We start from the raw sequence: 19,587 nt of genomic DNA, 5'->3' as shown, positions 1-19,587 counted from the left end.
ATACGGCTGTTTATTTCGTGAAAATTTTTATAAAAAGCCGTTGAAAAGTAAGGCGTATTAGGTGTTTATATACAGATTTGTCTTATATCTAGCAGGTTCTACACATAGGTTTTATAGGTAAAATAAGGTAAACTATCGCGCGTCTTAAACAGTGGTCATTCAGAATAAAGCCTCTTCAAGACGAAGGCGATATCCATACATCATGAAATATTAATCGGTTTAAATTAGACCAAAGAAAACAGAATACGAGGCACACATGACAATCAATGCAGTATTACTGGCGGTAGTGATCATGCTAGGCCTGTCACTTGCAAGGGTACACGTGGTGCTCAGTTTATTAATCGGTGCACTGGCTGGTGGATTAATAGCCGGTCTCGGTATCACTGAGACTTTAGAGGCTTTTCAAGAAGGTATTCGTAATGGCGCACAAATCGCGCTGTCATACGCGTTACTGGGTGCGTTTGCAGTCGCGATTGCGCATTCAGGCTTGCCACAGTCGTTGGCAGGATCGGTCATCAAGCGTATTGATGCGGGCGGCACCAGTGGCATGATTAAGTACATGCTGTTTGCAGGCTTAATCACCATGAGCTGCTTTAGCCAAAACTTAATTCCTATTCATATCGCCTTTATTCCTCTACTAGTACCGCCATTGCTACTAGCGTTTAATCGTATGAAAATTGATAGACGTCTCATTGCTTGTTTGATTACGTTTGGGCTGGTTACTACTTATATGTTTATTCCGTATGGGTTTGGTGATATTTACCTGAATGAAATCATGCTGAAAAACGTCGGTGAGGCGGGCATTGACGTGAGTAATATCTCGGTCACTCATGCCATGGCGATACCAGCGTTGGGTATGTTTGTTGGCTTATTGACGGCTGTGTTTATTAGCTACCGTAAGCCGCGTGAGTATCAACAAGTTGCGATAGACAAAGAGGCACATGATGCCGCTATAGAAAATGATGCATTGAGCAAAACCGCCGCTAGTGCGCAAACCCAAAGTACAGCAAAAACAATGGTGGCATTGGCTGCTATTGTGACCGCTTTTGTCGTACAGCTATACACAGAATCGTTATTGCTAGGTTCGATGTTTGGTTTTGCTGTGTTTATGGCAACAGGCGTGGTCAAGTGGCGTGATGCTGATACTGTGTTTAATGACGGTATCAAGCTAATGGCGATGATTGGCTTTATCATGATTACTGCGCAGGGCTTCGCTGAGGTAATGAAAGCCACTGATCAGATTCAGCCATTGGTTGATGGTGCGGCGTCACTGTTCGCTGGTAATAAAGCGATGGCTGCATTTATCATGCTATTGGTTGGCTTGATTGTGACCATGGGTATTGGCTCGTCATTTTCGACCATTCCTATTTTGGCCGCGATTTATGTACCACTATGTATCTCTTTAGGATTTTCGCCATTGGCAACTGTGGCGATTATCGGTACGGCTGGCGCGCTAGGTGATGCGGGTTCTCCTGCGTCAGACTCGACTCTTGGGCCGACGTCTGGTTTGAATATCGATGGACAGCATGACCATATCAAAGACAGTGTGGTGCCGACCTTTATTCACTACAATATTCCGTTATTGATATTTGGTTGGATAGCCGCGATGGTGTTGTAGACGTACAGAGTATGGTTTGTAAATAACAGCAGATAAAACAAAACAAGACTTAGAAGTAAGTCTTGTTTTGTTTGAATAAGAGATACCGAAGGTAAGCGTTACTACGAAAGCATAGGCGCTTCTTTATGGACTAAACCATTCTTCATCTCTGTTATGGTTTTAAGTAAAAGGTAGAAGAAAAATAGCTGAAAAACGGGATCATATATATGATCTAACGCTAAATTACCACGCATATAGTCTAGGGCTGATAAAATGAATAAAGCCATGAGTATCCCTGAGAAAATATAAGATACAAGAAGGATAAGGATACGTGAGAATGGTCTGTCGTTGCGCTGTTTTGTCCGTTGGGTTTCTATATAGCTCATGAGTGCGAAAGTATAGAATCCCGCTAGAGTGAAGCCAAAGCTCCTAAGTTCGGCAAGCTCAAAACCATTATAGTCATAGACATAATCAGCAAGCGTTAGCAGAAATAGTATTGCCCAAAGGTAAAAAATAACCTTGAGTGAAGCTGGTGATATAAATCCTTTTTTCGTTTTGCTCTTCATGACGGACGATACCTATTCGGTAATGATAACTATTTTCAATAATTATAGTTCATAGGTCATTTATAAACAATAGTTTGATAAAAAATAAGTATTTATCCGTTAAAGCATTCTGTTATTGATATTTGGTTGGATTGTGATGATATTTTAGGGTGAATGGTGTTTTTAATTAGTATAAAACTTTTTATCCTCATAACTATGGTTGACGGAATACACAACGTAAAAAAAATAAGCAAGCCTGGCAAAAGCAAATAACCAAAAACAGTAGAAATGATAAAAAGCTCCACGCAATCATCCAGCCAAGTGGCGCTGGTGCATGTATAACCATCATACCGAAGAAAAGTAAAAAGAACGTAGTAACAATCAGCATGGTAAAAAACTTCCACTGGCTACGCATATATACATCGATAGTCACTAGAAAGCTTAAATGAAAAAGCATTGCAACCACCAATGTGACAACGAGCCCCATAGCATATGCATGCGGCTCAGGCGCATCAAGCATCTCTAGCGCATAAGGGTGTGGCCCAAAACCTGAAGTAATAATAAGACCGACAAAAAAAGCCCATACACTAGCGAAAACTATTCGTAGCGGTTTTGAGCGAAAGTAGCTAACGACTGTCTTTATAGGTGTGTTTTTTGCGCTCATGTGTCATACCTGATAATTATACTCTTGTTATTTTATTATAAATGCTACTCATCAAAATCTCTCAACTCACTATTCAAACTACTCAAAAACTCATCACTTTGCGCCAGCAGTTTATTTAGACGTTCTTCATTGATTAGCCGTGTCATCTCCTCAGAGCTAAACGGCTGCTCTTGACTGTAGTAACGTCGCTCTCTAGCGTCCTCGTTGCCTAACGTTTGCAGATACTCATCCACACTATCTGCACTGGAATCAGCAGCGCTAGAGTCTTCTTTTTTAAATTGTTTATCATCTTTCATTAAAACCACCTTATGCCGCTTGGCGTGATTAAGCCATCTAATGGCACATCCCACGGTTGACGCGCTAACTGCTCAACCACTTGAAAATCATAACACCAGCCTATTTTTAATGGTTTTTTCGCCCCTGACCGATAGACTTTACTTAATGTCGTATCATAAAAGCCGCCACCCATACCCATACGGTTGCCGTGTGTATCGACTGCCACCAGCGGACAGATAATGACATCCAATTCTCGCGCCCAAAGTAGCCGGCGATGATGGTTTTGCTTCATACCTAACCGATGGATACGTGTTGGTACGTTAAGTAGCTTTGAATGATAGATAGGGACAAAACGCAGCCGTTTATCCTCAAAGCCATTGTTAGCATGACCAAGTGAACCGACCACGGGTAGATAAGAAAAATAGCCTAAGCGTTGACACCACTCTAAAATTGGCTGAGTGGGTAATTCGCCAAACCCATCATAATATAGGCCAATACGTGCGTTTTTTGGCAATCGCTGTTGTAACTTAGTTAGATACAGGCTTGCCGCTTGTCCCATATTCCTGCGTGTACTGTCAGTTAACTGCCGACGCTGGCGAGTAAAGTATCGTCTGGGTGGGTTGCTAATTTCTGATTCCTCTGACATTGAGCTTTTTGGTTCAGGATGCATAGTTATATTATCCAATGAGATATTGATGCTGACTGCTGATGTTAGATATTGGCAATGATTATTTGTGAATATTCAACTGGTCTTAGTCATGCTATTATAATGCCACTTTATATCGTATATTCTTTTAAGTGTAGCAGGTGTTACACTTTTTACGGCTCAGCCATACAACAACAAACCAGAAAAGAGGGTAGTTATGTCGACACAGAATCAGGCAACTCGTACCGAAAAAGATACTATGGGAAATGTGGAAGTCCCAGCTGATGCATATTGGGGTGCGCAAACACAGCGTAGCCGTCAAAACTTCAAAATCGGTGGTGAAACATTACCACGTCCAATGATCGAAGCGATGGCATTGGTCAAAAAAGCCGCTGCCATTACCAATGCAAGCCTAGAGCGTATCGAAGGCGACAAGCGTGATCTAATCGTACAAGCCGCTGACGAAATCATCAATGGTGGTCTAACTGATCAATTCCCATTGGTCGTATGGCAGACAGGTTCTGGCACACAGTCAAACATGAACATGAATGAAGTGCTTGCCAACCGTGCCAACGAAATCGCTGGTTCTGAGCGTGGCAGCTACACGCCAATTCACCCAAATGACCATGTAAACCATGCACAGTCTACCAACGACAGCTTCCCAACGGCGATTCGTGTGGCGGCTGCTCGTCAGATCAATAGCTTGCTGATTCCAGCGGTAACAGCACTACGTGATACGCTCGCTGCTAAAGCAAAAGAGTTCGATAGCATCGTAAAAATCGGTCGTACGCATTTACAAGATGCTACTCCATTAACGTTAGGCCAAGAGTTCAGCGGCTATGTGAGCCAACTTGACCATGCATTGACTCGTATCGATAACGCGCTACAAGGCCTGTATGAATTGCCATTAGGTGGTACTGCGGTCGGTACTGGTCTAAACGCTCATCCTGATTATGCAGTAAAAGCGGCTGAGCAACTATCAACCCTAACTGATTTGCCATTTGTCACCTCACCGAATAAGTTTGAAGCACTAGCCGCTCGTGATGCCGAAGTATTTGCGTCAGGCGCCCTAAAAACGCTAGCAGCGAGCTTAAATAAAATCGCTAATGACGTACGTTGGTTGGCATCTGGCCCTCGTTGTGGTCTGGGCGAATTGACGATTCCTGAAAATGAGCCAGGCTCTTCTATCATGCCAGGCAAAGTGAACCCAACTCAGTCAGAAGCAATGACCATGGTTGTCGCTCAGGTCATGGGTAACGACACGACTATCAGCATGGCTGGCGCATCAGGCAACTTTGAGCTAAACGTGTATAAGCCAGTGATCGCATTTAACTTATTGCAGTCTATTAAATTACTTGGCGATGCTTGCAACAGCTTTAACGATAACTGTGCCGTTGGTATCGAGCCAGTAAAAGACAAAATTGATGATTTCTTGCATAACTCGTTGATGCTAGTGACCTCATTGAACCGTCATGTTGGTTATGAAAATGCAGCGAAAATCGCTAAGACGGCTTATAAAGAAAACAAAACCTTGAAGCAAGTGGCGGTTGAGCTAGAGCTATTAACGGAAGCGCAGTTTGATGAGTGGGTTATTCCTGCTGATATGGTGAACCCTAAATAAGCAGTAGACCAAGCAGTAGATCAAGTAGTGACCTGCTACAGCGTTAGACTTGCTTAATGTACGATAAGTACCATTTGCATGCGTCTTTCTGGTAGTGTCATATTTGTCTCACTGAGAGTTTAGAAATAAAAAGACCTTGTCACTTCTTATATGAGTTATAAGAGAATGTGGCAAGGTCTTTTTTTGGTCTATACTTTTCAAGCTATTGCTATATTTTATCCAGGGGATGTAATCTCAAAGATTGCTTATGGACCAGTATAACTATTATCATATACCTGCAGAATTTTAGAAAAAAAGACAATAACCTAAATCGGAGTAAATAATGATTACCCATGTTCCTGATATGACCTTTAAAACTCGTGTTCGTGATGACTCTATTGGCGGAGACAACCCATTCACATGGTATGATCTAACCACAGATGAGTTATTTGCCAATAAAAAAGTGGTTGTGTTTTCTCTACCAGGCGCCTTTACGCCAACTTGTTCAACCAGCCATCTCCCTCGTTATGAAGAGCTTTATAATGAGTTTAAGGCATTAGGCGTAGATGAAATAGTTTGTATTTCTGTCAATGATGCGTTCGTCATGTACCAATGGGGTCTAAAGCAAAACCGTGAAAACGTTTTCTTACTTCCTGATGGTAATGGTGAGTTCACTCGTAAAATGGGCATGCTGGTTGATAAGAGTAATGTTGGCTTTGGTATGCGCTCATGGCGTTATTCGATGGTAGTCGACAATAAAGAAGTTAAAAAAGTGTTTAAGGAAGCTGACTTTGGCGACAACTGTCCAATAGACCCATTTGAAGTATCAGATGCGGACACTATGTTAGCGTATTTGAAAAGTAATGCTTAGATTCTATTGAGGATTTAGAAATAAAAAAGACCTTGTCACTTCTTATAAGAGAATGTGGCAAGGTCTTTTTTTTGTTTATATTTTATGGAATTTATATGAAGCAGTGATGCTAAATACACAGCTTTTACGCAAAGTGAGGAGTATTGGATAGGTATATTAGGAGCTATTAGATCAAACAACCATTGCTCCAGTAGAATAAGTAAGGATAACTCATGAGCCTTGATCATACTTGTTCCAACCCGCCAACACTGTCTAAAATAGCTCTGTACGTGTGGCTATTATCTCTATGTTTACCTGCGCTACATTACGATGGTGAAACTTATTTTGGCTATGAGACTTTAGTAATGGGTATTCTATTGGGTTGGATTGGTTTAGTATTCCAAGCTTATAGTAATCTCACTTTTTTGCTAGCTATATACCTGACGTTACGCCATAAAAACCCGATTAACCTTGCCGCTTTTACTTTAATGCTTGGGTTATCTACTTTTTTTCTCACAACTATAATAGCAACAGGCGATAAAGGCGTTCATGATTCAGAAATCGAACTGAAAATTTGGGGAGTTGGGTGTTGGATTGGCTCATACGTATTATTATTCATAAGTACGGTTTGGCGTTTCTATTTAGAGCGAAACTTAAATAAAGTATGATAAAAAAGCCAGCAGAGCGTTTGAATTTATAACAGCTCGACTTAAACCAAAAAAAGCCAAGCAAAATGCTCGGCTTTTTCTACCAAACATTCAATTTTAGCTAGAACTTATAAAGCAAACCAAGCGTCGTCGCTGCTTCAACACGCGAGTCTACCATTGGACTATCGTACTGCTCAGTCGGTAGATAGCTCACGCTTTGATTAAAAAACCCTGCCCATTTTTCATTGAAGTCATAGTTGGCACTGACGCTTACGTAAGGGTTCAAGCTTGCATCAGCTTGATAAGCGTCAACACCAGTTTCAGCTGACTCTTTATCACTGACACCATAATAGTATTCGTTATAATCATCATCATGGTATTCAAAACCAATGCTAGGATAGACGGTTAAATTGCCCTTAGTAACTCTGGCAAGATAGGTCAAGCGAGCTGTATTACCACCGCTGCGATCTAGCACATCGGCGCCTATCTGAGCACGGATGGCACCCAGTGAGGTATTACGCTGATAGCTCAAACCAGCTTCTGCTGACAATTTGCGTTCATCTAGCCCAGCCAAATCATCAGTAGCATCGTCAGGGTCAAACTCAGTACCCGCAAGCTTGACATAAGCAGACAGCTGGTTAGCTCTATTGTTAATGACGTAAGCACCTGCTTGTGCGCCGCGTATATAAAACAGATTATTGTCATAAAATACGCCTGGTAACACATTTATCTCGGTATCGTCTTCCAGGTCATAAGCTGACTTAACAGACATGGCGTTGACGCCGACGCTTAATACTGCATCTGGGTCAGTGGGTAAGTTGTCCTCAAACAGTGCAGCGTTAGACATGCTGGTCACACTGAATAATGCGGTAGCTGTGGACGTGATAAGCATGGTACGCGTAGAGATACTAGGTAGCGCTGCAAGTCTAAACATAATCGAATCTCGTAAATTAGGAATAATAAGGTAAAGCAACTGTGTAGCAATAAGTGGGTAAAACTCATCGGCTGTTTAGTCATGATAAATAACTATGCGCATTTACTCAATGGTTTTTAATATCTGTATGATCTGAGCATGAATATCTTGCCACCACCAGACAAAGCCAATACTGATCAATAACATCGCTAGCCATGGCAATAACTGCCAGATAAACGAGGGTTTAATAGGTGTTTTTGGTGTGGTGCTGTTGGCATGAGCCGTGTCGATATTTGACCTTGAATCCATACCAGCGCTACGTTGCGCATAAGTATCATCGTTATAGGAGTCGGTCATATCTGAACGATAACGAGCAAGGTCATTGCTATTAAAGTTAGAGCTATTTAAGTCAGAGCTATTTAAGTCACTATTATCTAAATCAGTAGCGTGAGGAGCTGAGTAACTATCGACGCTAGGTGGTTGATTGATATAGGTCGTTTGATGACGGTGTAGGTTTTGGTTCTGATAAATAGCGGCATTTTGTAGAGTGACTGTCATACGTTGACGGTAGGCAATCGCAAAAGGTAATGCAATGACGAGTCCGGTAATAGCACCGCCGATATGTCCTGCATTATCAATCCCCGGCACCGCAAAACCATACACAAGGTTGATGCCCATAATCATTATCAAGCTTTTTAGATTGAGTACCATGCCATTGACCGATATCTTAAACAGCGCCACTATTAATAATGCTGCACCGATGCCCATGATGCCACCAGATGCGCCCGCCGATAGTCCAGGCTGCCCCGTTCCCTCTAATAACGCCTGCCATGTTATATAGTTATTGAGTAAGCCGCCACCGACGGCTGCCAGTAAAAACAATACCAAAAACTTAGCTGAGCCAAATATCGGCTCGGCAACTTGACCGAAGAAGTACATCGCAAAGGCATTAAACAATAAATGCATTAGGCCAATGTGCAAAAATGCACTGCTTACCAGCCGCCATGGGTCTTCATTCATGGTGTAGGGTAAGGCATTGGCGCCCCAGTTTAATAGGTTTTCTGTCGATGGATTATTGGCATCGACGCCCGTCAGCACTTGTATAACAAATAGGCCAATAAAGCTGACCAATAACAAAGTAGTGACAGGTGCCGTTTTAAATAATTGTTGAATGGTCATAAATAGCTAGCTTTAAAGATAGGTAGTTTTGAGGTTTTCATAGGTACCTTTTACCAAGATATTGTCAGTGACGGTATTGATATCGGTATGACCACAGAACGCCATGCTAATATCACACTCTTTATAGATTAGCTCAAGCGCACGGCGGACACCGTCTTCGCCATAAGCGCCTAGACCATACAAAAACGCTCGGCCGATCATGGTGCCTTTTGCACCCAGCGAGATAGCCTTTAATACATCTTGACCAGAGCGAATACCGCTATCTAGCCAGACCTCGATATCGCTGTTTTCAGCATGGACCGCTTGCACAATATCAGAAAGCGCAGAGATAGAGGACAGTGCACCATCTAATTGGCGACCACCATGGTTTGAGACAACCAGCGCATCGGCACCGCTACGGGCGGCTAGTATGGCATCTTCTGGTTCCATAATGCCTTTTATGATGAGTTTTCCGCCCCATTCGTCCTTGATACGGGCGACATCATCCCAGCTCAAGCGCGGATCGAACTGTTCGGCAGTCCATGCTGACAATGATGAGAGATCCTCGACGTTTTTGGCATGTCCAACGATGTTGCCAAACGTATGACGTTTGGTGCCGAGCATATTCATGCACCATTCTGGCTTGGTCACTAGATTCAGCATATTAGCGAGTGTGGGTTTCGGCGGCGCAGACAAACCGTTTTTGATGTCTTTATGGCGTTGACCTAGTACTTGCAAATCAGCGGTGAGAATAAGCGCAGAACAGTTTGCTGCTTTCGCACGGCGAATCAGATTGGTCATAAAATCTTTATCACGCATGACGTATAGTTGAAACCAAAATGGCGCATTGGTGTTTTCAGCGACGTCCTCGATTGAGCAGATGCTCATGGTTGAGAGTGAGAAGGGCACACCGAACTTTTCAGCGGCCTGTGCGGCTTTGATTTCTCCATCCGCCCACATCATTCCTGTAAAACCAGTTGGTGCAATCGCCACTGGCATTTTGACAGATTCACCGAGCATCTGTGTTGCTAGACTGCGGTTGTCCATATCTACCAGCACTCGCTGACGCAGTTTGATACGATCAAAATCCGTTTCGTTATTGCGATACGTGGTCTCCGTCCATGAGCCTGAATCGACGTAATCGTAAAACATACGTGGTACTTTGCGCTCAGCGATGCGGCGCAGGTCTTCAATTTCTGTTATTTTTTTTAAATCTTTCATAGTTTTCTCACTATAGGGTTTTATGACCATTTAAATATTATCAAACGATGAGTTGCTGTAAGTCCAGTACTGAAAATGGGTAGTTTAGTTGTTTTGAGGGTGTCAAAATAATAGGAATGGTGGTGGCAAACTCTAACATTAATGTTTCATCAAAATCAGCGATATCGATATAGTGATAATCGATGGGCTGTACCGCTTGAAATTGAATTAGCTGCTGCTCTGCGATGTCACATAAATGACAGCCAGCGGTGCCAAGCAACCACCATTTATCTCTATTTTCAACTGTATCAAGGTTTGGATTGGTGCCTATGATACGTGCTCGTAAATTTTTTATATGACTATCATCGTACATATTTGTTCTCTTGTCTTAATAATTATCAAAAAAGTCCTGATTTTATAATTTTATTCCAAAGCATACAGACGGTTTAACCATTATGACATGATAAAGAAGTAGGGTAAATAATGACAGCGATTGTGAGATTAGGTAAGATGACCTGCTGCTTCTCGTTATTGATTTATCATTTCATCTTATTAGCTTTTTAATCACTTGGATATCGCGCATGGCAAGTTTTGGCAAATTTATCAAACGACTATTATTGGCATTAATGCTCATAGTCGTGGTGTTCCATGTGTTGGTCGCTGGACTACTATTGATCTGGAAAACGCAGCCGATTAATAACAGCATGTTTATGCTGACGCATCGCATAACCGAGGGTTCAGTCACTCAGACTTGGGTAGAGTATGATGACATTGCAAAATCTGCCAAACAAGCAGCGATAGTAAGCGAGGACTCGACATTTAGCCAGCATAATGGTTTTGATATGAAAGGCATTGAAGCAGCAATGAAAAGAAATGAAGAAACAGGTAAAACGTCTGCGGGTGGTTCAACGATTACTCAGCAATTGGCAAAAAACTTGTTTTTGACCTCGCATCGCTCGTATGCTCGCAAGGGAGAAGAAGCAGTTATTACCGTGATGATTGAAACACTATGGGATAAGCAGCGTATTTTGACGGCTTATCTCAATGTGGCAGAGTTTGGTAATGGTATTTATGGTGTCGAAGCGGCTGCGCAGCATTATTTTAATAAATCTGCTGCCAATCTTAATCGTGATGAATCATCTTTACTTATTTCTATGTTGACCAATCCAAAGTATTACCAAGACAACCAAGGTGATAGGCGATTGCGCAACAAACAAAGTATTATCAAAAAACGTATGAACAATGCCGTCTTACCGCAAGCAGAGTAATTCGCTGCTTTGTCCTAGGGCGTGTCCTCATTTTTAGCCCATTTAAAGTGCAATGTTCAGATTGAGGACAATGCCCTAATAGAAGTATAAAAAAAATGATGGTGTATCGATAACGCAACAGGAGTAATGACGTGGTAGATGTAAACGATAAAAAAAGCAGTGACGCGAAAGACAATGTTACTGTGAACAATGTTGCTGTAAACAATGCTGGTGTGAACGATAAAGCTCAAACTGCTGATAATAAACATTTAACCCAAGTAGCATGGCAGCGTTCAGAGGATGGCAGCTATTCACCCAGTAGCTATATCAACCGTGACTTATCTTTATTACAGTTTCATCTGCGTGTTTTAGCACAGGCAGCCAGTACTCGTCATCCGCTACTAGAACGTTTGTTTTTCTTGATTATCTTCTCATCCAATATCGATGAGTTTTTTGAAATTCGTGTCGCAGGCTTGATGCAAAAGCTCAACATCGGTGATGTTTCGACCAGTGTGCAAGGTATGCGTCCTAGTGAAGTGCTGAATGAAATAGCCATGGTCATGCACGATGCAATCGATGAGCAATATCGTATTCTTAATGAAGATGTTTTGCCAGCACTTGCTAAGGAAGACATCCGTTATCTCAAACGCGATGAGCTCAATGCTGAGCAATCAGCATGGATGAAGCGTTATTTCACCGAGCAAGTGTCACCAGTACTGACACCGATTAGTATTGACCCGGCACATCCATTTCCACGCTTGGTTAATAAGAGCTTAAACTTCATTGCCAGCTTAGAGGGTAAAGATGCTTTCGGCCGTGATATCAACCTTGCGATTGTGCCAGCACCGCGCAGTCTGCCACGTGTGATTCGTTTGCCAGATGAGTTGACTGGCGGCAAAGAGCATCACGTCATGTTATCTGCTATTATTCATGAGCATATCGGTGAGCTGTTCCCTGGTATGAATGTGACGGGCTGTCATCAGTTCAGATTGACCCGTAATGCTGATCTAGATGTGGCTGATGATGTCGAAGATATTGCCAAAGCGTTAGAAGGTGAGCTCGAAAACCGCCGCTTTGGTGATAAAGTTCGTCTAGAAGTCACTACCAACTGTCCAACAGACATCAGTGACTATTTGCTCAATGAGTTTGAGCTACATGACAATCAGTTGTATCGCGTTAATGGTCCTGTCAACCTTACAAGGTTGTTATTTGATTTCAATATTCCAGCGCTGCGTTATCAGCCGTTTAACCATGTAATTCCCAAAGAGTTTCGCCGTGAGATGGATAAGCTAGACAAAGCGACCAGTATGTTTGCTGCGATACGAAAAAAAGATGTGCTCGTGCATCATCCTTTTCACGCTTTTTCGCCAATTATTAACTTATTGTGGCAAGCGGCTAGTGATCCAAAAGTGCTAGCGATTAAGCAAACCCTATATCGCTCAGGCACCAATTCAGAAATAGTCAAAGCACTCGCAGCGGCCGCCCGTAATGGTAAAGAAGTAACCGCCGTTATTGAGCTGAGGGCACGTTTCGATGAAGCCTCTAATATTGCTGTGGCCAATTATTTACAAGAAGCGGGCGCGGTCGTTGTGTATGGTATTGTTGGTTATAAAACCCATGCCAAGCTCATGTTGATTATCCGTCGTGAAGAAAACCGAATCCGTCGTTATGTGCACTTAGGTACGGGCAACTATCACGCAGCTAATGCGAAAGTCTATACTGATTATGGTTTATTCACCGCCGATCCTGATATCTCAGAAGACGTGCACAAAATATTCCAAGAGCTGACAGGAATGGGTAAACCGGCCAATCTAAAAAAACTATTGCATGCACCGTTTACCTTGCATGATAAATTGATGAGCTTTATCGATGATGAAATTGCTCATGCAAAAAAAGGTAAGCGCGCTCATATTATCGTAAAGGTCAATGCTTTGACGGAACGAAAACTGATTGCCAAGCTATATGATGCCTCGCAAGCAGGGGTCAAAATTGAGCTGATTTTACGTTCTATTTGTTGTCTACGTCCACAGGTAAAAGATTTATCTGAGAATATTACGGTGCGTTCAGTAATAGGTCGGTTTTTAGAACATACGCGCATCTATTATTTTTATAATAATGGTGATGAGCGTTTATATTGCGGTAGTGCTGATTGGATGGATCGTAATTTATTTCACCGCGTAGAAGTGGCATTTCCAATTGAAGACAAAAAATTGTTCAAGCAAGTCTACCAAGATGGCTTACTGAATTATCTTAAAGACAATACGCAAGCTTGGACGCTTGATGGCAATGGTGTTTGGACACACCTGCAGCCGGCAACTGGTGAAACACCACATATCGCCCAAGAGTACTTGTTAAAAAACATCAATGGTGTAGGAGATTCAGTGTAGCTACTCTCTGAATGACTGTTTAAACATTATTGAATGTTGTGAATGAATTGAAAAAGCCAAGCGCCAGTAAATACTAGCGCTTGGTTTTTTTTGGCAAATTATTTGTATAGTCAGAGACACACATAGACACAGACATCGTCACTCATACTGTTTGAGATTGGTATTTATAAAAAAATTCTAGAATAGGTAACAGGTAGACCACTGCAGATTGTACATTCAGCACGGCTAATGAAGGTAATACCGTAGTGGTTTTAGTCGTTCACTGACTATATAAGTTACAAACTGTCTTGTAACCTCACATTTATATACATATTGATACGGCAGCACACTGGTTAGGTACGTAATGTCCTCTTTATACTTAAGGTCAGTCATAATATTATCAGTCAGCTAACTGACAGAAAACTGATGTTTCACTAACTGATATTTAATTATAAGAAAAGGAAATCACCATGAGTCATATTGATAACGATCGCTCAGATATTAAGCAGGCCGCAGAGCAAGCAGATAGCCAAAAAATTGCAAAAAACCTTGAAGATGAGCAAAAGAGCGCCACGCCTAAAACATTGAGCGAAGATGAGCAGACTTCTTTTATTAAAGAAGAACTACGCACCGATAAATAGTCAGCGTTTCAGCGGTTTTGATCCAATGTCTAATTTATCAAATCAAGAGGTACACGATGACAAACGAAAAAAAACTAAGAGATGAAGCAAAGGTAGTGGTTGATAATCAAGCCACAACACAGCTCGACCATACGCAAGACAGCTATGAAGGTCGAAAGCATGAACCAGATATTGATGGTCCACAACAAGACTCACAAGAGACTGATGAAATATATGCCGACCCTCGCAAAGAAGAAGGCTTACCAGCAGGTGGCAAAAACGTGGCAGATTTGAATGTTCATAATCTAAATCAGCAAAACTAAGTACGTTTGGCAGTAATTAAAGTAACTTCTAAGAAAGTATGTAGATAAAAATAATAAGGACATAACCATGGAACACAAAGCGCCAGTATCAACCGACAATCAGATAGAAAAGAATACTACTGAGAATAAAGGGACGGATACATTCGAAGAAAGTGTGTTTCACTCAAAACACGTCAATGATAATGACAACCCTGCACGCCAGCCTGATCGTCGTGATCAAGAAGGTAATGCGTTTGATGATGGTATCAATGAGCATACGGTTGCAGGAGAACACTGTAAGAGTGAAGAGATAAACAATCTGAACCGTTATGCAAATGCTGACAATGCGCAATCACGGGTATTAAAATCTGATGAAAAAGACAGCTAATGCTTAGCTGATATAAAGTTGTTGTTTGAACTGGGAGCACGCCCTAGTAACTTATATTTAGATAAGACGATTATAATAGTGACGATAGTGAGGAGCCGTTATGAGCATATCAAATGATAAAGCAGTTAATCAGAGTCATGAATTGAAAGATGCAGATGACAGCCATGGCATTGTCGCTGATGATGCTTTACAGAGAGCGAATCCTGCTGCTGCAGAAAGAGCAACGGACGAACATGACCCACATCAAATTGCCAAAAACAATAAACAATATGACAGCCCGTTAATGATAGATGATGAATAATAACCTGCCATGCTAGCTGTGGTTTTCACCGAAAATATTATAATAAGAGGTACCAACAGCTAGATTCAATCAGAAAAGGTGCCATTAATGCTCAAGTTGGTTTGAGCGGTAACGGCATCTTTTTTCTTGGTCTAAATTTCTTGATCCAAAATATAGCTATCAATACCTAAGCAGGTGTGCCGCTGTGAAAGCGTAAGTCAGTATCAGGGCTAGATATCAATTCTGATTCTACTTCTTTAAAGAATGCGACTCTGTCATCAATATTCTCTTCAGCCAATGACTGTGCTAGTGCTAGATAGTCTTCAAAATGCCGACTTTCAGACTTCAATAAATAGCGGTAATACTTTGCCAAGCGCTCATCGTTAATAACTTCAGCCAATGCTGCAAAACGTTCGCAAGAGCGTGCCTCGATAAACGCTCCGATAATAAGCACATCAACCATTGCTGCTGGCTCGTAAGTACGTTTGTGCTTCAACATACCTTTAGCGTAGCGTCCAGCACTCAAGTATTCCCACTCCTGACCACGATCGTTCATGATGCCCAATACCTGCTCATAATGCAGCATTTCTTCACGTATCAACTGCGCTAGCTTGCGCTGTAAGTCATAAGAGAACTCATAGCGAAAGATGAGATTCATGGCAGTGCCAGCGGCTTTTTTTTCGCAGTTGGCATGATCTTGAATGATTAATGGCAAGTTTTCAATGGCAGCATATACCCAGTCCTGAGTCGTTCGAGCACCCAAAAAGTTATAAATAGGGGATAGATCTACCTTTAGAGGCATGCGTAGTTGTGTGACATCAACGCTGTCTTGCTCTGTAGCGTTTTCAGTAATGAGATTGTCGTTAATGTAATGGGATGTCATATTTTCTTGGTTCATAGTCTCTGTCATGGTCAAGTATTTTATACGTGTTGAGTGAATATAAAAATGAGGTAGATAACCAATAAGTAAAAATTGCTCAAGCAATGATTATTCACTGTTTATATATGTTTTATTACTTATGTTTTATTACCAAGCCATCTCTTCATTTTAAAAATGATGCATGAGCTGCCTTAGCTCTGATGGTGTATAGGTTATCATTATTAGACAACCCCAGTATTTACTTGGTGAATGCTATTCTCTTGTTTATTTCTTTATTTGATAGTACGATGAGATTTCATTGAAGCATATTTTTTATCTTGTTATTGATATATGTATCATCGCTTAGTCATGAGTGATAAGTATTATAGCAACTGGCAGTACGGTATAAAGTAGCAGTTATCCAGTTGCAGTCATTGCAGAATAAACAAATACATTTGCGCCTGTTACCGGTTTTTGGCATATTATTAATAAGCATCTTTTGATGCTATGGCTGAAATATCATGCCAAAGTGTGTTCTCATTTTGAAAATGGATATAAAAATAAGACAAATGGTAGCCAAACAAGGAAAGTGGCTTGGTAAAGGTTCAGCTATTTTTAGTCCATTTAGTCGTAAGTATTCAGATTGAAAATTCACTTCAGTAGCATAGCATAAATGCTTGAGTCGCTATTCATGACAAGCTTATAAGATAGAACAATAAGTTTGCTTCGTACTTCATCTAAACTTGGAATAGATGTCTAAGACCGACAATGTCCAACCATTGCGGTAGTAACTTCGTTTTTACACCCTCACGAACAGATAAGGATAACAACATGAGCCAATCTTCTAACGCCAATCGTATTCAAAAAGGTATTCTTGCCATCGATCAGCAATTGTATGATTTTATTGAAAACGAAGTGCTGCCGAAAGTCGGTGTTGATTCAGACAGTTATTGGTTAGGTTTTGAAAAAGTCATTAAAGAGTTCACCCCGCGCAACAAGGCGCTACTAGAAACTCGTGACAAGATTCAAGCACAGATTGATGAGTGGCATCTACAACACCCTGCCAAAGATGGTGAAATTGATTACCCAACATATAAGGCTTTCCTACAAGAGATTGGCTATTTATTACCAGAGGGTGATGATTTCAAAGTCAGTACCCAAAATGTCGATGACGAGATTGCGCATATTGCAGGGCCACAGCTGGTGGTACCCGTACGCAATGCTCGTTATGCACTGAACGCGACCAACGCACGTTGGGGTAGTTTATATGATGCGTTATATGGTACCGATGTTATTAGTGATGAAAATGGTCAAGAAGCGACAGGCGGCTATAATCCGACTCGCGGTGCTGCTGTTGTTGCTTACGCTAAAGCATTCTTAGATGAGCATTTTGCGCTAGCATCAGGTTCATACAATGATGCAACAGGCTTTAAAGTCGTTGATGGTCAGCTTGAGATTGTTCAGGGTGATAGTAGTACTTCGTTAAAATCCGCTGAAAAATTTGCAGGTTTTGTGGGTGATGCAGCAGCGCCTACAGGTATTTTATTAAAAAATAATAATTTGCATGCCGAAATTCAAATCGACGCCAATAATCCAGTAGGCAAAGATGATCCAGCAAACATCAAAGACGTATTGCTTGAGTCCGCGATTACTGCGATTCAAGATTGTGAAGATTCAATCGCTGCCGTTGATGCCGAAGAAAAAGTTGAAGTCTATCGTAACTGGCTTGGATTGATGAATGCAGACCTACAAGAAACTTTTGAAAAGGGTGGTAAGACACGCACTCGTAAGCAAAATCCAGACCGTGAATACACCACGCCAGACGGTGGCAAGCTTATCCTACCGGGTCGTTCATTATTGCTTATCCGTAATGTCGGTCACTTGATGCAAAATCCAGCAATCCTAGTGGATTTAGGGAATGGTCAAGAGCAAATATTTGAAGGCCTGATGGATGGTCTGATTACACCGCTATTATCTTTAAATGATCTCAAAGGTACAAACGCGCTATCGAATTCACGTAAAGGCTCTATGTATATTGTTAAGCCAAAAATGCATGGCCCTGAAGAAGTGAAAATGGCCAATGACTTGTTTAACGCGACAGAAGATCTATTAGGCCTAGAGCGCAATACTATTAAAATCGGTATCATGGACGAAGAGCGTCGTATGACGGTCAACTTAAAAGAAGCCATTCGTCAAGCAAAAGAACGTGTCATCTTTATTAACACAGGCTTCTTAGACCGTACGGGTGACGAGATGCACACCAGTATGAATGCTGGAGCATTTGTACCAAAAGGCGAGATGAAGTCACAAACATGGCAACCAGCTTATGAGCAGTGGAATGTAGATATCGGTCTAGAGACAGGTTTACAGGGTGTTGCTCAGATTGGTAAAGGCATGTGGGCGAAGCCTGATGAGATGAAGGAAATGATGGATACTAAAGCGGCACATCCTCAGTCTGGTGCCAGTACCGCATGGGTGCCATCACCAACAGGCGCAACCTTACACAGTATGCACTATCATCAAGTAAATGTCGCTGATGTCCAAGATGGCCTGAAATCACGTGAGCGTGCTAGCTTAGATGATATTTTGACCATTCCATTGGCGAAAGATACCAGCTGGACAAAAGAAGAAAAGCAGCAAGAGCTAGACAATAACGCTCAAGGCATCTTAGGTTATGTTGTACGTTGGGTCAATCAAGGTGTAGGTTGCTCTAAAGTACCTGATATCAATGATGTCGGTCTCATGGAGGATAGGGCCACATTGCGTATCTCAAGCCAGCATATAGCCAACTGGTTGCATCATAATGTCGTCAGTGAAGAGCAAGTGTTAGAGACCATGAAACGCATGGCAAAAGTTGTTGATGAGCAGAATGCCGGTGACAGCAGTTATCAAGCGATGGCCAGTGATTTTGAAAACTCTTATGCATTCAAAGCGGCTTGTGACTTGGTGTTTAAAGGTCGTGAGCAGCCTAGTGGCTATACTGAGCCATTACTGCATCAAGCACGCCTTGACTTAAAAGCGAATACTTAGAGTTAGATATACACTGATGCTAGGCTGTGACCTAGCACTGAGCTCATTTAAGCCGTAAATGGCTTGAAGCGGCCCAAATTCTGGCTAAACTGCATTAAATCGCTTGATATTATCCTGACTATTTTTTGAGTTTGGCTGTCGTTTTGGTCACTGTGTTTAAAGTGATGACATGCTTTGATAACATTAGTTTATTTTATCGGTGTTGATATCGGTGTTGATAATAATGTGGCTCGATAGTTGAATCATGGCGCTTGGTCTGGTAATAAGCTCATGTAGCTGAGATCTGTAACAGGGTTTTGTTACAGGACTACAAACATATTATGAGCGATACTTGTTTCGACAGGTATCGCTTTATTTTTGTCTTTTATATGATATTTATGACCACGATGTTATGTTTTT

At 41.7% G+C, this 19,587-nt stretch carries 20 protein-coding genes; 11 read left to right on the top strand and 9 right to left on the bottom strand.

Translation table 11 applies throughout. The features are described from left to right. The first annotated feature begins 256 nt into the window (after positions 1–256). The gene (locus tag ACT3RN_RS03370; RefSeq protein WP_192518209.1) at positions 257–1,618 is read left to right on the top strand and encodes a Na+/H+ antiporter family protein; all 1,362 of its coding nucleotides are present in this window, start codon (positions 257–259) and stop codon (positions 1,616–1,618) included. Between the two features lie 101 nt (positions 1,619–1,719). On the opposite strand, the gene ACT3RN_RS03365 is transcribed toward ACT3RN_RS03370, so the two are convergent. The 4 genes from ACT3RN_RS03365 to ACT3RN_RS03350 form a co-directional block, all read right to left on the bottom strand. Next, positions 1,720–2,163 (bottom strand): hypothetical protein, encoded by a 444-nt coding sequence (locus ACT3RN_RS03365; RefSeq protein ID WP_192518208.1) that lies wholly within the window; start codon positions 2,161–2,163, stop codon positions 1,720–1,722. A 193-nt stretch (positions 2,164–2,356) separates the two neighbouring features. Then, positions 2,357–2,806 (bottom strand): hypothetical protein, encoded by a 450-nt coding sequence (locus ACT3RN_RS03360; protein WP_192518207.1) that lies wholly within the window; start codon positions 2,804–2,806, stop codon positions 2,357–2,359. Between the two features lie 44 nt (positions 2,807–2,850). Beyond that, positions 2,851–3,102 (bottom strand): hypothetical protein, encoded by a 252-nt coding sequence (locus tag ACT3RN_RS03355; protein ID WP_192518206.1) that lies wholly within the window; start codon positions 3,100–3,102, stop codon positions 2,851–2,853. After that, positions 3,102–3,752, bottom strand: a complete 651-nt coding sequence (locus tag ACT3RN_RS03350; RefSeq protein ID WP_225739059.1) for a 5-formyltetrahydrofolate cyclo-ligase — start codon at positions 3,750–3,752, stop codon at positions 3,102–3,104. The genes ACT3RN_RS03355 and ACT3RN_RS03350 overlap by 1 nt, the downstream gene beginning before the upstream one ends. Positions 3,753–3,945: 193 nt before the next feature. Here ACT3RN_RS03350 and fumC point away from each other — a divergent pair, with 193 nt between their 5' ends. The 3 genes from fumC to ACT3RN_RS03335 all read left to right on the top strand — a co-directional run bounded on the left by fumC (position 3,946) and on the right by ACT3RN_RS03335 (position 6,846). Further along, positions 3,946–5,349: a class II fumarate hydratase gene (fumC, locus tag ACT3RN_RS03345; protein WP_192518205.1), complete on the top strand. Its 1,404-nt coding sequence runs from the start codon at positions 3,946–3,948 to the stop codon at positions 5,347–5,349. Positions 5,350–5,671: 322 nt separating this feature from the next. Continuing rightward, entirely contained in the window at positions 5,672–6,199 is a 528-nt protein-coding gene (locus ACT3RN_RS03340) for a peroxiredoxin (RefSeq protein WP_192518204.1), read from the top strand. Positions 6,200–6,411: 212 nt separating this feature from the next. Beyond that, a complete protein-coding gene (locus ACT3RN_RS03335) occupies positions 6,412–6,846 on the top strand; it encodes a hypothetical protein (RefSeq protein WP_192518203.1) in 435 nt (144 codons plus the stop codon). Positions 6,847–6,946: 100 nt separating this feature from the next. Here ACT3RN_RS03335 and ACT3RN_RS03330 read toward each other — a convergent pair whose 3' ends face one another. From ACT3RN_RS03330 to ACT3RN_RS03315, 4 genes are all read right to left on the bottom strand, one after another. Then, positions 6,947–7,759: a MipA/OmpV family protein gene (locus tag ACT3RN_RS03330; protein WP_192518202.1), complete on the bottom strand. Its 813-nt coding sequence runs from the start codon at positions 7,757–7,759 to the stop codon at positions 6,947–6,949. 102 nt (positions 7,760–7,861) lie between these two features. Then, on the bottom strand, positions 7,862–8,917 hold the full coding sequence (locus ACT3RN_RS03325; protein ID WP_192518201.1) for a rhomboid family intramembrane serine protease: 1,056 nt from the start codon (positions 8,915–8,917) through the stop codon (positions 7,862–7,864). 12 nt (positions 8,918–8,929) lie between these two features. Then, positions 8,930–10,117 (bottom strand): alpha-hydroxy acid oxidase, encoded by a 1,188-nt coding sequence (locus ACT3RN_RS03320; RefSeq protein ID WP_192518200.1) that lies wholly within the window; start codon positions 10,115–10,117, stop codon positions 8,930–8,932. Between the two features lie 40 nt (positions 10,118–10,157). Next, complete coding sequence (locus ACT3RN_RS03315) at positions 10,158–10,469, bottom strand: glutaredoxin family protein (RefSeq protein ID WP_192518199.1); 312 nt, start codon at positions 10,467–10,469, stop codon at positions 10,158–10,160. A 208-nt stretch (positions 10,470–10,677) separates the two neighbouring features. On the opposite strand from ACT3RN_RS03315, the gene mtgA reads away from it, so the two are divergent. The 6 genes from mtgA to ACT3RN_RS03285 all read left to right on the top strand — a co-directional run bounded on the left by mtgA (position 10,678) and on the right by ACT3RN_RS03285 (position 15,320). Continuing rightward, on the top strand, positions 10,678–11,364 hold the full coding sequence (mtgA, locus tag ACT3RN_RS03310) for a monofunctional biosynthetic peptidoglycan transglycosylase (RefSeq protein ID WP_442062881.1): 687 nt from the start codon (positions 10,678–10,680) through the stop codon (positions 11,362–11,364). 212 nt (positions 11,365–11,576) lie between these two features. Next, positions 11,577–13,730: a polyphosphate kinase 1 gene (gene ppk1 / locus ACT3RN_RS03305; RefSeq protein ID WP_442062883.1), complete on the top strand. Its 2,154-nt coding sequence runs from the start codon at positions 11,577–11,579 to the stop codon at positions 13,728–13,730. Between the two features lie 449 nt (positions 13,731–14,179). Continuing rightward, positions 14,180–14,350: a hypothetical protein gene (locus ACT3RN_RS03300; RefSeq protein WP_192518197.1), complete on the top strand. Its 171-nt coding sequence runs from the start codon at positions 14,180–14,182 to the stop codon at positions 14,348–14,350. A gap of 56 nt (positions 14,351–14,406) precedes the next feature. Beyond that, entirely contained in the window at positions 14,407–14,652 is a 246-nt protein-coding gene (locus ACT3RN_RS03295; RefSeq protein WP_192991720.1) for a hypothetical protein, read from the top strand. A 67-nt stretch (positions 14,653–14,719) separates the two neighbouring features. Next, positions 14,720–15,019, top strand: a complete 300-nt coding sequence (locus ACT3RN_RS03290) for a hypothetical protein (protein WP_192991719.1) — start codon at positions 14,720–14,722, stop codon at positions 15,017–15,019. Between the two features lie 100 nt (positions 15,020–15,119). Continuing rightward, on the top strand, positions 15,120–15,320 hold the full coding sequence (locus ACT3RN_RS03285; protein WP_192518194.1) for a hypothetical protein: 201 nt from the start codon (positions 15,120–15,122) through the stop codon (positions 15,318–15,320). 166 nt (positions 15,321–15,486) lie between these two features. On the opposite strand, the gene ACT3RN_RS03280 is transcribed toward ACT3RN_RS03285, so the two are convergent. Further along, positions 15,487–16,101 (bottom strand): tRNA-(ms[2]io[6]A)-hydroxylase, encoded by a 615-nt coding sequence (locus ACT3RN_RS03280; protein ID WP_226945044.1) that lies wholly within the window; start codon positions 16,099–16,101, stop codon positions 15,487–15,489. An 888-nt stretch (positions 16,102–16,989) separates the two neighbouring features. Between ACT3RN_RS03280 and ACT3RN_RS03275 the strand changes: the two genes are divergently transcribed. After that, a complete protein-coding gene (locus ACT3RN_RS03275) occupies positions 16,990–19,188 on the top strand; it encodes a malate synthase G (RefSeq protein WP_192518192.1) in 2,199 nt (732 codons plus the stop codon). Positions 19,189–19,587: the final 399 nt, after the last annotated feature.

It is taken from the genome of Psychrobacter sp. AOP5-GZ1-6 (assembly GCF_052376345.1).
Taxonomy (GTDB): Bacteria; Pseudomonadota; Gammaproteobacteria; order Pseudomonadales; family Moraxellaceae; genus Psychrobacter.
This window is presented reverse-complemented; position numbering and strand designations above follow the sequence as displayed.

Bases quoted from the DNA above. Each gene is read 5' to 3' on its own strand.
- ACT3RN_RS03315 (WP_192518199.1), bottom strand. From the start codon at position 10,469: ATGTACGATGATAGTCATATAAAAAATTTACGAGCACGTATCATAGGC.
- ACT3RN_RS03295 (WP_192991720.1), top strand. From the start codon at position 14,407: ATGACAAACGAAAAAAAACTAAGAGATGAAGCAAAGGTAGTGGTTGAT.
- ACT3RN_RS03335 (WP_192518203.1), top strand. From the start codon at position 6,412: ATGAGCCTTGATCATACTTGTTCCAACCCGCCAACACTGTCTAAAATA.
- ACT3RN_RS03370 (WP_192518209.1), top strand. From the start codon at position 257: ATGACAATCAATGCAGTATTACTGGCGGTAGTGATCATGCTAGGCCTG.
- ACT3RN_RS03275 (WP_192518192.1), top strand. From the start codon at position 16,990: ATGAGCCAATCTTCTAACGCCAATCGTATTCAAAAAGGTATTCTTGCC.
- ACT3RN_RS03325 (WP_192518201.1), bottom strand. From the start codon at position 8,917: ATGACCATTCAACAATTATTTAAAACGGCACCTGTCACTACTTTGTTA.
- ACT3RN_RS03285 (WP_192518194.1), top strand. From the start codon at position 15,120: ATGAGCATATCAAATGATAAAGCAGTTAATCAGAGTCATGAATTGAAA.
- ACT3RN_RS03340 (WP_192518204.1), top strand. From the start codon at position 5,672: ATGATTACCCATGTTCCTGATATGACCTTTAAAACTCGTGTTCGTGAT.
- ACT3RN_RS03330 (WP_192518202.1), bottom strand. From the start codon at position 7,759: ATGTTTAGACTTGCAGCGCTACCTAGTATCTCTACGCGTACCATGCTT.
- ACT3RN_RS03355 (WP_192518206.1), bottom strand. From the start codon at position 3,102: ATGAAAGATGATAAACAATTTAAAAAAGAAGACTCTAGCGCTGCTGAT.
- ACT3RN_RS03350 (WP_225739059.1), bottom strand. From the start codon at position 3,752: ATGCATCCTGAACCAAAAAGCTCAATGTCAGAGGAATCAGAAATTAGC.
- ACT3RN_RS03320 (WP_192518200.1), bottom strand. From the start codon at position 10,117: ATGAAAGATTTAAAAAAAATAACAGAAATTGAAGACCTGCGCCGCATC.
- ACT3RN_RS03300 (WP_192518197.1), top strand. From the start codon at position 14,180: ATGAGTCATATTGATAACGATCGCTCAGATATTAAGCAGGCCGCAGAG.
- ACT3RN_RS03280 (WP_226945044.1), bottom strand. From the start codon at position 16,101: ATGCCTCTAAAGGTAGATCTATCCCCTATTTATAACTTTTTGGGTGCT.
- ACT3RN_RS03290 (WP_192991719.1), top strand. From the start codon at position 14,720: ATGGAACACAAAGCGCCAGTATCAACCGACAATCAGATAGAAAAGAAT.
- mtgA (WP_442062881.1), top strand. From the start codon at position 10,678: ATGGCAAGTTTTGGCAAATTTATCAAACGACTATTATTGGCATTAATG.
- ACT3RN_RS03360 (WP_192518207.1), bottom strand. From the start codon at position 2,806: ATGAGCGCAAAAAACACACCTATAAAGACAGTCGTTAGCTACTTTCGC.
- ACT3RN_RS03365 (WP_192518208.1), bottom strand. From the start codon at position 2,163: ATGAAGAGCAAAACGAAAAAAGGATTTATATCACCAGCTTCACTCAAG.
- fumC (WP_192518205.1), top strand. From the start codon at position 3,946: ATGTCGACACAGAATCAGGCAACTCGTACCGAAAAAGATACTATGGGA.